The organism is Acidihalobacter prosperus (genome assembly GCF_000754095.2).
In the GTDB taxonomy this organism is placed as follows: Bacteria; Pseudomonadota; Gammaproteobacteria; order DSM-5130; family Acidihalobacteraceae; genus Acidihalobacter; species Acidihalobacter prosperus.
The window spans coordinates 176,861-190,139 of sequence record NZ_JQSG02000002.1 but is presented as its reverse complement, the minus strand read 5'-3'; the positions used below and the strand labels follow the sequence as shown (position 1 = coordinate 190,139).

The 13,279-nt window shown below is 63.8% G+C and carries 13 protein-coding genes; 8 read left to right on the top strand and 5 right to left on the bottom strand.

The features are described from left to right. Window positions 1-56: 56 nt before the first annotated feature. Entirely contained in the window at window positions 57-869 is an 813-nt protein-coding gene (locus THPRO_RS04855; RefSeq protein WP_065089297.1) for a cytochrome C assembly family protein, read from the bottom strand. 137 nt (window positions 870-1,006) lie between these two features. Here THPRO_RS04855 and ffh point away from each other — a divergent pair, with 137 nt between their 5' ends. The 6 genes from ffh (at window position 1,007) to THPRO_RS04825 (ending at window position 6,300) form a co-directional block, all read left to right on the top strand. After that, the gene (ffh, locus tag THPRO_RS04850) at window positions 1,007-2,371 is read left to right on the top strand and encodes a signal recognition particle protein (RefSeq protein WP_038089574.1); all 1,365 of its coding nucleotides are present in this window, start codon (window positions 1,007-1,009) and stop codon (window positions 2,369-2,371) included. Between the two features lie 119 nt (window positions 2,372-2,490). Continuing rightward, a complete protein-coding gene (gene rpsP, locus THPRO_RS04845; RefSeq protein WP_038089578.1) occupies window positions 2,491-2,742 on the top strand; it encodes a 30S ribosomal protein S16 in 252 nt (83 codons plus the stop codon). Between the two features lie 31 nt (window positions 2,743-2,773). After that, complete coding sequence (gene rimM, locus THPRO_RS04840; RefSeq protein WP_407922441.1) at window positions 2,774-3,259, top strand: ribosome maturation factor RimM; 486 nt, start codon at window positions 2,774-2,776, stop codon at window positions 3,257-3,259. Between the two features lie 8 nt (window positions 3,260-3,267). Further along, window positions 3,268-4,014, top strand: a complete 747-nt coding sequence (gene trmD, locus THPRO_RS04835) for a tRNA (guanosine(37)-N1)-methyltransferase TrmD (RefSeq protein ID WP_038089587.1) — start codon at window positions 3,268-3,270, stop codon at window positions 4,012-4,014. A gap of 23 nt (window positions 4,015-4,037) precedes the next feature. Then, complete coding sequence (gene rplS / locus THPRO_RS04830; RefSeq protein WP_038089590.1) at window positions 4,038-4,382, top strand: 50S ribosomal protein L19; 345 nt, start codon at window positions 4,038-4,040, stop codon at window positions 4,380-4,382. Window positions 4,383-4,386: 4 nt separating this feature from the next. Further along, the gene (locus THPRO_RS04825) at window positions 4,387-6,300 is read left to right on the top strand and encodes a hypothetical protein (protein ID WP_145930696.1); all 1,914 of its coding nucleotides are present in this window, start codon (window positions 4,387-4,389) and stop codon (window positions 6,298-6,300) included. An 82-nt stretch (window positions 6,301-6,382) separates the two neighbouring features. Here THPRO_RS04825 and THPRO_RS04820 read toward each other — a convergent pair whose 3' ends face one another. From THPRO_RS04820 to THPRO_RS04810, 3 genes are all read right to left on the bottom strand, one after another. After that, window positions 6,383-7,492, bottom strand: a complete 1,110-nt coding sequence (locus tag THPRO_RS04820) for a TRAP transporter substrate-binding protein (protein ID WP_065089295.1) — start codon at window positions 7,490-7,492, stop codon at window positions 6,383-6,385. A 79-nt stretch (window positions 7,493-7,571) separates the two neighbouring features. Further along, window positions 7,572-8,897 (bottom strand): TRAP transporter large permease, encoded by a 1,326-nt coding sequence (locus THPRO_RS04815; RefSeq protein ID WP_065089294.1) that lies wholly within the window; start codon window positions 8,895-8,897, stop codon window positions 7,572-7,574. Further along, entirely contained in the window at window positions 8,894-9,454 is a 561-nt protein-coding gene (locus tag THPRO_RS04810) for a TRAP transporter small permease subunit (RefSeq protein WP_038089596.1), read from the bottom strand. The genes THPRO_RS04815 and THPRO_RS04810 overlap by 4 nt, the downstream gene beginning before the upstream one ends. 100 nt (window positions 9,455-9,554) lie before the next feature. Between THPRO_RS04810 and THPRO_RS04805 the strand changes: the two genes are divergently transcribed. Further along, a complete protein-coding gene (locus THPRO_RS04805; RefSeq protein ID WP_038089815.1) occupies window positions 9,555-10,034 on the top strand; it encodes a methylated-DNA--[protein]-cysteine S-methyltransferase in 480 nt (159 codons plus the stop codon). On the opposite strand, the gene THPRO_RS04800 is transcribed toward THPRO_RS04805, so the two are convergent. Next, window positions 10,031-11,203, bottom strand: a complete 1,173-nt coding sequence (locus THPRO_RS04800; protein ID WP_161489931.1) for a GGDEF domain-containing protein — start codon at window positions 11,201-11,203, stop codon at window positions 10,031-10,033. The genes THPRO_RS04805 and THPRO_RS04800 overlap by 4 nt on opposite strands. 178 nt (window positions 11,204-11,381) lie before the next feature. Between THPRO_RS04800 and htpG the strand changes: the two genes are divergently transcribed. Continuing rightward, on the top strand, window positions 11,382-13,274 hold the full coding sequence (htpG, locus tag THPRO_RS04795; RefSeq protein ID WP_065089293.1) for a molecular chaperone HtpG: 1,893 nt from the start codon (window positions 11,382-11,384) through the stop codon (window positions 13,272-13,274). Window positions 13,275-13,279: the final 5 nt, after the last annotated feature.

Here is a 13,279-nt window from a genome sequence, read left to right as displayed (position 1 = left end):
TGTCGCCATTACACGGGGCGTCGCGCGGGACTGTCAAGCACCTGCGCGGCGCGGCTTCAGGTCAGCAGGGTCACCGCGACTTCGGTGCCGAAATAGGCGAGCAGCAGGATGAGGAAGCCGCTGAGGGTCCAGCGTATAGCGATGCGCCCGCGCCAGCCGAAGCGCCAGCGACCCAGCAGCAACGTGGCGAAGATGACCCAGGAACACAGAAAGATGGTGAACAGGATGATCTGTTGAGGCTGGATGGCGTCTGGAAATTCGCTGATGTACACGAACCCGCTGACGATGGCCACGGTCAAAAGCAGAAAGCCCAGGCCGATGATCTGGAACAGTACGGTTTCGGTGTGTTCTAGCGGAGGCAGGGCGCGCAGCAGGGCGCCGGGGCGATGGTTGCGCAGCTGCCGGTCCTGCAGCCACAGGACGCCCGATTGCAGCGCGGCGATGACGAACAGGCTGTAGGCAAGCAGCGAGATGAAGATGTGGACCGCGAGCAACAGATCGCCCGCGCGATCGAGCACGTGCGAGCCGGGGAAGATCGTTTCGGCGGCCAGGGTCAGCGCGGCGAAGGGCAGGAGTATCAAGCCGAGATTCTCGACCGGACGGGAATGCAGTGCAATTAGCACCAGCAGCGCCACAAGCCAGCCCACCAGTGAAAGCGCATGGGTGATGCCCAGGGTCAGCCCGTCCGGGCTGGCGATACCGGTATAGATGGCAAGGCCGTGCAGCACCAGGGCGCCGATCCACAACAGGGCAATGTCGCGCCCGCAGGGAATGTCCGCGCCGGCCGCGCGCCGCCGCAGGCGCCTCCATATCTGCTGCGTGCAGATCAGATAGAGCAGAATGGCCGGCAGTGCGAGTGCGAGTTGCATAGATGAACGTCAGTCGATGCTGAAATAGTCAGCATAGTTACATATCTTCGGTCACGAGGTGAAGCTGAGGCCGCCGTCCGTGCCCTGTGTGCCTACAGCCCGTATAATGCGCAGTCCAACGAATCCGGGAACGCGACATGTTTGAAAGTCTGAGCGAACGCCTGTCAGGTACGATCAAGCGACTCAAGGGCCAGGCGCGATTGACCGAGGACAATATACAGGATGCCCTGCGCGAGGTGCGCATGGCGTTGCTGGAGGCCGACGTCGCGTTGCCTGTCGTCAAGTCGTTTATCGAGGCGGTGCGGGCGCGCGCGATCGGCCAGGAAGTCATTCGCAGCCTGACGCCCGGCCAGGCGTTCATCAAAATCGTGAATGACGAACTGGTGGCCGCGATGGGCACCGCCAACGAGCGTCTCGATCTTAATGCGCAACCGCCGGCGATCGTGCTCATGGCCGGTCTGCAGGGTGCAGGCAAAACCACCACCGTGGGCAAGCTGGCACGCTGGCTGAGGCAGGAGCGCGGCAAGTCGGTGATGGTGGTCAGCTGCGACGTCTACCGCCCGGCCGCGATCCAGCAGTTGGAAACACTTGCGCGTGAGGTCGAGGTCGATTTCTTCCCCAGTCGGTCGGATCAGGATCCGGTGGCCATCGCGCGGGATGCGGTCGATCATGCGCGCCGCCAGCACAAGGACGTCCTGCTGGTCGATACCGCCGGTCGTCTGCACATCGATGCCGAGATGATGGCGGAGATCCGCCGCCTGCACGAAGCCCTTGATCCGGTCGAGACCCTGTTTGTGGTCGACGCGATGACCGGCCAGGATGCCGCCAATACCGCCCGGGCCTTCGGCGAGGCCCTGCCGTTGACCGGCGTGGTGCTGACCAAGGCCGACGGCGATGCGCGGGGCGGCGCGGCGTTGTCGGTGCGCGCGATTACCGGCAAGCCCATCAAGTTCCTTGGGGTCGGTGAAAAGACCAAGGCACTGGAGCCCTTCCATCCCGATCGCATCGCCTCGCGCATCCTCGGCATGGGCGACGTGGTGACGCTGGTCGAGGAGGCGCAGCGCAGCTTCGATCAGGATAAGGCGGCCAAGCTGGCGCGCAAGGTGCAGAAGGGGCAGGGTTTCGATCTTGGCGATTTGCGCGACCAGCTCGAACAGATGCTCAAGATGGGCGGGGTCGCAGGCCTGTTGGACAAGCTGCCCGGCGCGGGCCAGTTGCCGGCGGCGGTGAAGAGCCAGGCCAATGACATCCAGGTCAAGCGGATGATGGCCATCATCGATTCGATGACCCTGGAGGAGCGCCGTTTCCCCGACATCATCAAGGGTTCGCGCAAGCGCCGTATTGCAGGCGGTTCGGGCACCGAGGTGCAGGACGTGAATCGTTTGCTCAAACAGCATCTGCAGATGCGCAAGGCGATGAAAAAGTTCTCGAAGGGAGGCGGCATGGCGAAGATGATGCGTGCGATGAAGGGGCGTATTCCCGGCGGTGGGATGCCTTTTTGATGTATCGTGCGCCCGACGCTTCACTTTTGTGTCAAATCGCGTAAAATTGCCGGCCCGGTAGCAGAGCGGCTCCGGCCGTTTGCGCATACCTCATGCATTTGCATCAGGACTAGGACTAAATGGTAACGATTCGACTGGCCAGAGGCGGCGCCAAGAAGCGTCCCTTTTATCACATCGTTGTGACCGACTCACGCGGTCGTCGCGACTCCGGCTACATTGAGCGTCTGGGTTTCTTCAACCCGGTCGCGCGTGGTCAGGAGCAGCGCCTGCACATGGATGCCGCGCGTATCGAGCACTGGCTGACACAGGGCGCCGCGCCCAGCGAGCGTGTTGCGCAACTGATCAAGGAAGCGCGCAAGTCGGCAGCCTGAGGCGCCGTCTGGCATGACGCGGCGGGTGAGCATGGCGCGCGTGTCCGCGCCATTTGGCGTCAAGGGGTGGGTCAAGGTCCATTCCTACGCCGAGCCGCCCGAGGCGCTGCTGGACTTCCCGGTTTGGCAGTTGGGGCGTGCAGGTGAGTGGCATGAGCGGCGCGTGATCGAAGGGCGTGCCCAGTCCGGCCCGGTGCTGGCAGTGCGCTTCGAAGATGTTGAAGATCGAGATCAGGCGGCGCTTTTGCGTGGTTTGGAGGTGGCGATAGCGCGCGAGGCTCTGGCCGATCTGCCGGAAGGCGAGTACTACTGGGCCGATCTGATCGGACTGACGGTGGTGAATGCGGATGGCTCCCGCCTTGGCGCGGTCGAGCGTTTGATGGAAACCGGCGCGAACGATGTGCTGGTGGTGCGGGGTGACCGAGAGCGTCTGATTCCGTTCATTCGTCCCCACGTGGTGCGGGCCATCGACCTGGAAGCCGGTGAGCTGCAGGTGGATTGGGATGCGGATTTCTGAGGCAGCGCATGCGCATCGACGTCGTCACCCTGTTTCCGGACTTCGTGGCCGAGGTGGCCCGTTATGGCGTCGTGGGGCGCGCGGTCGAACGCGGCTTGCTGAGTTTGCGCACCTGGAACCCGCGCGACTACACCACGGACCGGCATCGCACCGTTGACGACCGCCCCTATGGCGGCGGGCCGGGCATGTTGTTGAAGGTGGCGCCGCTCAGGCGGGCCCTCGAGGCGGCGCGGCATGACGGCGCCGGGCGGGTGGTTTATCTCAGCCCGCAAGGTCGTCGCCTGGACCAGGCAGCCGTCAGGCGTTTCGCCGATGGCAACCTGACGCTGCTGGCGGGGCGCTACGAAGGCATCGACGAGCGCTTGGTCGAGTTGGAAGTGGACGAGGAATGGTCGATCGGCGATTACGTCCTGAGTGGTGGCGAGTTGCCGGCAATGGTCATGATCGATGCGATTACCCGGGTTTTGCCGGGTGTATTGGGTGCCGCGGAGTCGGCCGAGCAGGACTCGTTCCAGGACGGCCTGTTGGATTGCCCCCATTACACGCGGCCGGAGCGCATGGGCGACCTTTCCGTGCCTGCGGTGCTGCTGGAAGGGAATCATGCGCAGATCGCAAAATGGCGGCGCAAGCAGTCGCTGGGGCGTACCTGGGAGCGCCGGCCCGATCTGCTGTCGAGCGTGACGCTTGCAGCTGAAGATCGGGCCTTACTGGATGAATATTTGGCCGAGCGCGAGGCCGGTCGGTCGAAGCGTTAGGTCTATCGTAGAGGATCGAGAGCATGAACGAGATTATCAGGGCGCTGGAAGCCGAGCAGTTGAAGACGGCCATCCCGAGCTTTGGCCCAGGCGACACCGTTGTCGTGCAGGTCAAGGTCAAGGAAGGCAATCGCGAGCGTCTGCAGGCCTTCGAGGGCGTGGTTATCGCCAAGCGTAACCGGGGGCTCAATTCGGCCTTTACGGTGCGCAAGATTTCGCACGGCGAAGGCGTCGAGCGTGTGTTCCAGACGCACAGCCCCAGCGTGGCCGAGATCAGCGTGAAGCGACGCGGCGATATCCGTCGTGCGAAGCTGTACTACCTGCGCGGTCGCACCGGCAAGGCCGCCCGCATCAAGGAAAAGCTCTGACCCGATGCGCGCACGTCCCGCTGGCTGGGATGTGATGTTTCGTCGAGTGCGCCGGCGGCCTGGAGGCCATCCGGCGTTGGTTGGCGCCTTGATGCTGGTATCGCTGGCGCCGGCGGTGGCCTGCGCCGCCCAGAACACAGCGCACGCCTCGTCCGCCCCCTCCGCAGCTTCCGGGGCAGACGGGGCGTTGTCGTTGTCCCGGATTCGCGCCTTTGCCGAAGCCGGCGCACTCGATCTGGCCTTGGCCTCGATCGCGCACGGCCAGCCGGACTACGCCCAGCACCCACAGGCCTGGCTGGGATGGGAGCGCCTGAAGTTTCGGTTGTTGCAGCGCGCGTCACGCTGGCAGGATGTGGCCGACGCGGCATCGAGTCTGCCGGCCACACTGCCCGCGAACGACCGCCGAATATTCGAAACCGATGGGGCGAGGGCATGGTTGCGGCTGCATCGCGGGAGCGAGGCCCGCAAGTTGCTGCTGGGGCTGCTATGGTCCGGGGCCGCGTCGCCGCCCGCCGCGTCGGTGCGCATCTGGCGCCGTCTGTTGATCGAAGCCTACCTGGAAGACAATCTCACCGACGACGCCCGGCTTGCGTTGTTGGAATACCAAAGCGACTACCCTATCGAAGATGCGCGCGAACGCGACGTTTTCGCACGCGTCTGGTTGCGCGTCGGAGAACCCCGCTACGCCCTCAGACTGCTCAAGGCCGATGCCCATAAAGGCAACTGGCTTTATTTGCTGGCGAGCCTGCGTGCGGGAGATCGCCCCGCAGCTGCGGTGGAGCGGGATGCGGCGCATGCTGCTGGCGCGAAAGGCGCTGCCCCAGCGGATGCCGCGCGGCTGTGGGGCGTAGTGACGACCGCGGCGCTGCAACGCCGCAACTGGCCGGTGGCAGTGAGCGCGCTGGAGCGTTTCCTGGCGTTGGCGCCGGAGTTGCCGCTGAATCCCTTGCTGCCTTACGACGGCGATACCCTGTGGCAGACCTACCGCCGCCTCGGCGAGCAGCTCGGCAACCGCCACCAACTGCTGCTGGGCGACGATTCGGCCTGGGAAACCGCAGCCAAGCGCGCTGGTGCGGCCCATCATGCCGTGCAGGCACGGGCCTACAACGCCATGCTGGCGCTTACCGGGCAGGCGCCAGCGGGACGCATGACGGGGTACCGCTGGCTGTTGACTGCATTATTGGCCGAACCTGGGGGCACGACGCTGGTCGACCGTCTGTTTCTGACCGCGCCGAAGACGTTTCCGCATCTGTCGGCCTTGCCGGTACCGGTCCGCCTCGTGCTCGCGAACGATGCCGTCGATCGACATGATCTTCCACTGGCGGCGCGTCTCATGGTCGGCGTGGATCACGTGCCGTCAGGCGAAAACCCTTTCGACTGGACGTTGCGCGTCGCGCGCGTGCTGATCCTCGGCGGCAAACCGAAGCAAGGTGTCGCGCAACTGCAGACACTGATCGACGACAGCAAAACCCTGGACAAGACGCAGGCGGATCGCTTGATGCAGGTATTGTTCAACTTGCAGTCACTCAAGCTCGATCAGCAGGCCGTTGTCTTGTTCCAGGCCATGCTGCCGCATCTGAGCGATGTCCAGCTCAAACGCGAGGTCCTGTACTGGGAAGGCGACTCCTACAAGGCGATGGGCAAGGACCGAGAGGCAGCCAGGCGTTACCTCGATTCCGCGATGCTGGCTGGTGCGGCGCAGGGCTACGATCAATGGGGACAAACCGCCCGTTACAATGCCGCGCAAGCCTTGGCCAAGGCCGGTATGGATGGCGATGCCCGCCGAATACTGGGCGATCTCCTGGCTCGGACGCAGTCGCCGGAACGCGTGACCTTCCTCAAGCAGAAACTGGCCGAGCTGGCCCACAGCCACGTGTCGATCGGAGACGCGGCTGTCACCGGCGCACGCCCCCGCTAGCGTGCAACCGCGCGCCGAATGGACATGAAAAAGGGGCGCCCATCGGGGCGCCCCTTTTGGGTTTTGCCATCGCTTGCGGCGATCAGAGTTCGGTGCGCTGCACCTGCGGGAACGCGAAGTCCGCAAAACCCTGTTCGGCCACGTTGAACCAGGCGTATTCCATGTCGCGGTATTTCTTCCATTCCGCGTAGATCTTGCGCCAGGTCGGATCCTTGCTCGCCAGCTCTTCGTAGAGCTCGAAGGCGTTCTTCTGCGCCGCCGCCATGATGTCCTTGCTGAACGGCCGCAGGGTAACGCCCTTGTCGATGAGCTGCTTGAGTGCCGGCGGGTTGACCGCGTCGTAATGTGCCATGACGCGAACATTGGCCTCGGCCGCCGCCGCGCGCACGGCGGCCTGGTATTCCTTGGGTAGCTTGTCCCAGGCCGTCTTGTTGACGTACAGCGAGAACTGGGTGGAGGGCTCCCACCAGCTCGGGTAGTAGTAGTTCTTGGCGACTCGGTAGAAGCCGAGCTTCTGGTCGTCATACGGGCCGACCCACTCGGTGGCGTCGATTACGCCGCGCTCGAGCGCGGGGTAGATTTCGGCGCCAGCCAGGGTCTGCACATTGACACCCAGACGGGCCATGACCTTGCCGCCGAAACCTGGGATGCGCATCTTGAGGCCCTTCAGGGAGCCGAGGCCTTCCAGCGGTTTGCGGAACCACCCGCCCATCTGCGTGCCGGTGTTGCCGGCGGGTAGGGAGACGATGTTGAACTGGGAGAAGACCTCCTTGTTGAGCAGGTCGTTGCCGCCGCCGAAGCTTTGCCAGGAGTTCTGCTGGCGATAGTTCATGCCGAAGGGGAGCGTGGTGTCGAACGCCAGGGACGGCATTTTGCCGATGTAGTAGTAAGAAGCCGTATGCCCCATTTCCACGGTGCCCTGCTGCACGGCGTCGAGCACCTGCAGGCCGCCAACGATCTCGCCACCGGCATAGACGCGGATGCTGAAGCGCCCGCCGGTCAGTTCGCCTACGCGCTTGGCGAAGAACTCGGCGCCGCCGTACACGGTGTCCAGGCTGATTGGCCAGCTTGCCGCCAGCCGCCAGCGCAGACGCGGCGAGGTTTTTTCGGCGAAGGCGGCGGGGGCCGCGAGCGCGGCCGCCCCGGCCGCCAGTCCCACTGTGCCACCCTTGATGAAGTCGCGACGTTTCATGGTCTTCTCCCTTTGTTGTTTGATTGATCGTTTGACTGTAGTACCGATACCGTCGGTCGACCAGCTTGCCGACGAACGCTCATCCGCCCGGCAGGAGATGCACGATATTGGGGTAGCTGATGAGTATCGTCAGCCCGACCAGCTGGATCAGGATGAACGGAATGACCCCCTTGTAAATCTGCGTCGTGGTGATGCCAGCCGGCGCCACGCCGCGCAGATAGAACAGCGAGAAGCCGAAGGGCGGCGTCAGGAAGGAGGTCTGCAAGTTCATGCCGATCATGATGCCGAACCAGACCATGTCGATGCCCAGGTGCATCGCGGCCGGCGCCAGCAGCGGCAGCACGATGAAGGCGATCTCGAAGAAATCGATGAAGAAACCGAGAATGAAGATCACGAGGTTGGCTGCCAGCAGGAAGCCGAGCTGGCCGCCGGGCAGGCTGGTCAGGAAGCTGTCCACCCAGACGTCGCCGTCGAACCCCCGGAAGACCAGGCTGAAGAAGCGCGAGCCGACCAGGATGAACAGCACCATCGAGCTGAGTTTGACGGTGACCTGCAGGCTGCTGGTGATCTGACCGAACTTGAATCGCCCACTGAACACCGCCAGCAGTATGGCGCCGATCGATCCGAAGGCGCCGGCCTCGGTGGGTGTGGCCACGCCCGCGAAGATCGAGCCCAGCACCACGAAGATCAGCGCCAGCGGCGGAATCATCACCAGCGCCACCCGCAGCATCAGGCGGGTGAAGTCCTTGGGGCGATCCTCGGGAGGCAGTGCCGGCGCGGCGGCGGGCTTGAATACGGCTACGCCAGCCGCGTAGAGCGCATACATGCCGGCGAGCATCAATCCGGGGATCAGAGAACCGACGAAAAGGCTGCCGACCGGCACGCCGAGCTGGTCGCCGAGCACGATCAGCACCACGCTGGGCGGGATGATCTGCCCGAGGGTGCCCGAGGCGGCGATGATGCCCGTCGACAACGAACCGGAGTAGCCATAGCGCATCATCACCGGTAGCGCGATCATGCCCATGGACACCACGGTCGCCCCGACTACGCCGGTGGCCGCAGCCAGAAGCGTGCCGACCACTACGACGGAGAGCGCCAGGCCACCGCGCAGCGGTCCGAACAACTGCCCCATGGTTTTGAGCAGATCTTCGGCGAGTCCCGATTTTTCCAGCATGGTGCCCATGAAGATGAAGAAGGGAACCGCCAGCAGGGTGTAGTTGTCCATCACCCCGAACACGCGCTGCGGTAGCGCCTGCATCAGGTTGAGATCGAAAAAGCCCAGGCCGATGCCGAGCGGTACGAACAGCATGGCCGTGCCGCCCAGCGCGAAGGCGACGGGGTAGCCGGAGAAAATCATAAACAGCAGGGTCAGCAGCATGACCCCGCCCATCCAGTCCATGCTCATAGCACCGCGTCTTCCTGTGTGGATTCATAAACGGCGGCGCGGTGGCCGCGGATCACGGCAACGGCCTTGATGGCCTGCGCCAGCCCCTGCAGGATCAGCAGCACGAAGGCGATGGGCACCACCGTCTTGATCGGGTAGCGGGCAAGACCGCCGGGATTCGGCGACATCTCGTGAAATTTCCAGGAAAACTCGACCCAGGACAGCGACAGCCAAAGCACCAACAGGCTGAAGGGGAGCAGGAACACCAATGTGCCGACGAGCTCGATCCAGGCCTGCCCCTTGGGAGAGAGGCGCCCGTACATGATATCGACCCGTACATGGGCGTTGTGTTTGAGGGTGTAGGCCGCACCGAGCATGAACATGGCGCCGAACAGGTACCATTGTGCTTCGAGATAGGCATTCGACGACAGGTTCGCGCCGATGTACTGGCCGAGATAGCGAACCGTGGCATTGTAGGCGCCGAGCAGTATCATGGCGAAGGCCAGCCAGTACATCAGTTGGCCGACGCGCTCGTTCAGCGCATCGATGATTCGCGCGAACCTCAGCCAGCCGCGCATAACGATGCCTTATTCATTGTGTTGCCTTGATTTATGGTAAGCCCGAAGGGGGCGTATTCTATCCAAGCCGATGAGTACCCGCAAAACAAATGGATCAACGGTGTCCGTGCCGGCAGGCAGCTTGCTGCTGCCCTGGGGGCGATTGGGAATTTACATCCACGATGGCTTGCTGATCGGCAGCGACTGGCTGGCCATGGGGAATGAGATGGCCGGCCTGGGCGCATCTGAAATGTTTGAGCGATGCCGGACGGAAATCGACGCCTATCTGCGCGATCCCGATCATCGTTTCGCGCTGCCGCTGCCTGAATGCGGTACGGTATTCCAGCGTCGCGTCTGGCGCGCGCTATGCGAGATTCCGGCCGGCGAAACGCGCACGTATGGCGCGCTCGCGCGGGCGCTGGAGAGTGCGCCGCGGGCGGTCGCGCAAGCCTGCCGCGCCAATCCATGGGCGCTCGTAGTGCCGTGCCATCGGGTAGTGGCCGCCGATGGCTGGGGTGGGTATGCGGGGGCGGTTGACGGCCGCCTGATGGATATCAAGCGCGGGCTGCTGACGCACGAAGGCGTGACCTCCCTGGCCTAATCGGGTTGCGACGGGGCGGCCGCGGTTGCCGCCGTTTCTTCTAGCGGCGGCACGGTTTCCGGCGCCTCGGCCGCCGCGGTTTGCGGGCGTTCGAGTTCCACGCGGTTGCGTCCCTGGGCCTTGGCGCGATACATCGCCCGGTCGGCGCGCAACACCATCGAGTCGACGGTTTCCCCCAGACGAAAACTGGCGATGCCGAAACTGGCGGTGGGCTGGATGCTGCTGCCGATGCGCAAGGCCGCAATGCGTTTGCGCAGCCGTTCCCCGAACTGCATCGCGCGCGCCTGCGACAGCTCCGGTGCGATGATCACGAATTCCTCGCCACCCCAGCGCGCCAGGTGATCGAGACCGCGCAGATCGCTGCGCACGGCGTTGGTGACGGTGCGCAGCACCGCATCGCCGATGGCGTGTCCGTGCTGGTCGTTGATCTGCTTGAAGTGATCGAGGTCGAACAGGATCAGCGAAAGCGGGCGGGCGTAACGGCCGGCACGTGAAACCTCCAGCGCGAGCAGCTCTTCGGCCCTGCGGCGGTTGGCGCAGCCCGTGAGCGGATCGGAAAAGGCCAGCGTTCGCATGCGCGCGTACTGCGGCCGCAGCTGCGCGAAGCTGTAGTGCACGAAGACATACGCGATGCTGGCAATGACCAGCTGTATGAGCGAGGCGAGCAGGGTGGCATTCCCGGCGTGCGTTTCGACCGATATCCATGCGGCCAGTCCCGTCAGGCAGGCGATCACGCTCAGGCTGACGGTGAGCGCGCCTCGCGGCGACCAGATCAGAAAGGCCAGCAGATAGCTGAAGAAAAACCAGTAGCTGCGGGCGCCGAGCGGCACGTGCTCGAACGGGAAGTGGATGACTTTGTAGGCGAGCGCCGCGAGCAGGTAGGCCGTGAGCAGGCTCCAGCCGGTACGCTCGATCCAGGGTAGCAGTCTTGGAGATCGCCAAAGGGCGATGCTCAATGCCAGCAGGCCCGCGCCGAGAAAGGGCAGGACATGGGCGTCGACGGGGTTGGGCAGGCCGACCCGCGAAGCGAACGCCGCCGCGACCAGGCTGGCGAGGGCGCCGCTGGAAAGGCCCAACAGCGCCATTCGGCGCTTGATGCGCTCGAAGTCGTCGGTAGGCGTTTCGCTCCGGTGTCGACTACCAGCAAGCGGGGCACCCCCGTCTGCCATGCGGATCTCCAGTTCTTGTGCATTTATTCCGCGCTTGGCCCGGAATATGTCACATTTTCGGCGTCCGTGCATCGTCCGTGCTTGAAAATCGGGGGTGGAGCCCCATAAAACGCACTGATCGCATAATCGCCCTGCCGCGCGCGCCGGCGTGGCGGAACGTTTTGACACGGGAGAAGGCATGAACAGCTCAACCAAGGAAACGCTGACATTCGAAACCGAGGTCAACCAGCTACTGAAGCTGATGATCCATTCGTTGTATTCGAATAAGGAAATATTCCTGCGCGAACTGATTTCGAATGCCTCAGATGCCTGCGACAAGCTGCGTTTCGAGGCATTGACCGACGACGCGCTTTATGAAGGCGATGACTGCCTGGTGGTCGATGTCGAATTCGATCGTGAGGCCGGCACGCTGACGGTGCGCGACAACGGCATCGGCATGAGTCGAGAGGAGGTGATCGGCAACATCGGCACCATCGCCAAGTCCGGTACGCGGGAGTTCTTCGAACGTTTGACCGGCGATCAGGCCAAGGATGCACGGCTGATCGGCCAGTTCGGCGTCGGCTTCTATTCCGCCTTCATCGTGGCCGAGCACGTGGTGCTGACCACGCGCCGTGCCGGCATGGGGGCCGAGCACGGCGTGCGCTGGGAGTCGGATGGCAGCGGCAGCTATACGCTGGAAACGCTTGAAGTTGCGCCGCGTGGCACCGAGATCGTGTTGCATCTGCGCGAGGATGAGCGCGAGGATCTGCTCAACGACTGGCGCCTGCGCAGCATCGTCACCAAGTACTCCGACCACGTCCCGCTGCCGATCCGCATGCGCAAGCGCGACGACGACGGCAAGCCCGGCGAGGAATGGGAGACCGTGAACAAGGCCTCCGCGCTTTGGCAGCGTTCCAAGTCGGAAATCAGCGAGGACGAGTACAAGGCCTTCTACAAACATGTGGCCCACGACTTTGGCGAACCCCTGGCCTGGACCCACAACCGCGTCGAGGGCAGGCTCGAATACACCAGCCTGCTGTATGTGCCGGCCAAGGCGCCGTTCGACCTGTGGGACCGCGATCACACCCATGGCCTCAAGCTCTACGTGCAGCGCGTGTTCATCATGGACGACGCGGAACACCTGATGCCGCGCTATCTGCGTTTCGTGCGCGGCGTGGTGGATTCGGCCGATCTGCCGCTGAACGTGTCGCGCGAGATTCTGCAGGACAGCCGGGTGATCGAACAGATCCGCGCCGGCTCGGTGAAGAAGCTGCTGGGCATGCTCGAGGACATGGCGGAGAAGCGCCCCGAGGATTACCAGAAATTCTGGAACGAATTCGGCCGCGTGCTCAAGGAAGGTCCGGCGGAGGATTTCGCCAACCGTGAAACCATTGCCGGACTGCTGCGCTTTGCCAGCACGCACACCGATACCGAGACACAGACGGTTTCGCTGCACGACTACATTGCGCGCATGCCCGAAGGGCAGGACAAGATCTACTACATCACCGCCGATTCCTTCATGGCGGCGAAAAACAGCCCGCATCTCGAGCTGCTGCGCAAGAAGGGCATCGAGGTGCTGCTCATGTACGACCGCGTCGACGAGTGGCTGATGGGCAACCTGAATGAGTTCGACGGCAAGCAGTTCCAGTCGGTCGCCAAGGGCGATCTCGATCTCGGCGCGGTCGAGTCAGAGGAGGAGCGCAAGGCGCAGGAGGCGGTCGAGAACGAAGCCAAGGCACTGGTGGAACGCATCAAGGAGGCCTTGGGCGACAAGGTCGAGTCGGTTCGGGTATCGCATCGGCTGACCAGTTCGCCGGCGTGCATCGTGCTAGGAGAGCACGACATGGCGCTGTACATGCAGCAGCTGCTCAAGCAGGCCGGGCACGAGATGCAGGGCAGCAAGCCGGTACTGGAGATCAATCCCGGTCACCCGATGGTCGCGCGGTTGGATACCGAATCCGATGAGACGCGCTTCAAGGAGTGGTCGATGCTGCTGCTCGATCAGGCCGTGCTGGCGGAGGGCGGTCAGCTGGAGGATCCGGCGGGTTTCGTCGCCCGGCTCAACCAGCTGATGCTGGCGCTGGCCAGCTAGCGGAG

Coding starts and splice junctions, on each gene's coding strand:
- THPRO_RS04855 (WP_065089297.1), bottom strand. CDS start 869: ATGCAACTCGCACTCGCACTGCCGGCCATTCTGCTCTATCTGATCTGC.
- ffh (WP_038089574.1), top strand. CDS start 1,007: ATGTTTGAAAGTCTGAGCGAACGCCTGTCAGGTACGATCAAGCGACTC.
- rpsP (WP_038089578.1), top strand. CDS start 2,491: ATGGTAACGATTCGACTGGCCAGAGGCGGCGCCAAGAAGCGTCCCTTT.
- rimM (WP_407922441.1), top strand. CDS start 2,774: ATGGCGCGCGTGTCCGCGCCATTTGGCGTCAAGGGGTGGGTCAAGGTC.
- trmD (WP_038089587.1), top strand. CDS start 3,268: ATGCGCATCGACGTCGTCACCCTGTTTCCGGACTTCGTGGCCGAGGTG.
- rplS (WP_038089590.1), top strand. CDS start 4,038: ATGAACGAGATTATCAGGGCGCTGGAAGCCGAGCAGTTGAAGACGGCC.
- THPRO_RS04825 (WP_145930696.1), top strand. CDS start 4,387: ATGCGCGCACGTCCCGCTGGCTGGGATGTGATGTTTCGTCGAGTGCGC.
- THPRO_RS04820 (WP_065089295.1), bottom strand. CDS start 7,492: ATGAAACGTCGCGACTTCATCAAGGGTGGCACAGTGGGACTGGCGGCC.
- THPRO_RS04815 (WP_065089294.1), bottom strand. CDS start 8,897: ATGAGCATGGACTGGATGGGCGGGGTCATGCTGCTGACCCTGCTGTTT.
- THPRO_RS04810 (WP_038089596.1), bottom strand. CDS start 9,454: ATGCGCGGCTGGCTGAGGTTCGCGCGAATCATCGATGCGCTGAACGAG.
- THPRO_RS04800 (WP_161489931.1), bottom strand. CDS start 11,203: ATGGCAGACGGGGGTGCCCCGCTTGCTGGTAGTCGACACCGGAGCGAA.
- htpG (WP_065089293.1), top strand. CDS start 11,382: ATGAACAGCTCAACCAAGGAAACGCTGACATTCGAAACCGAGGTCAAC.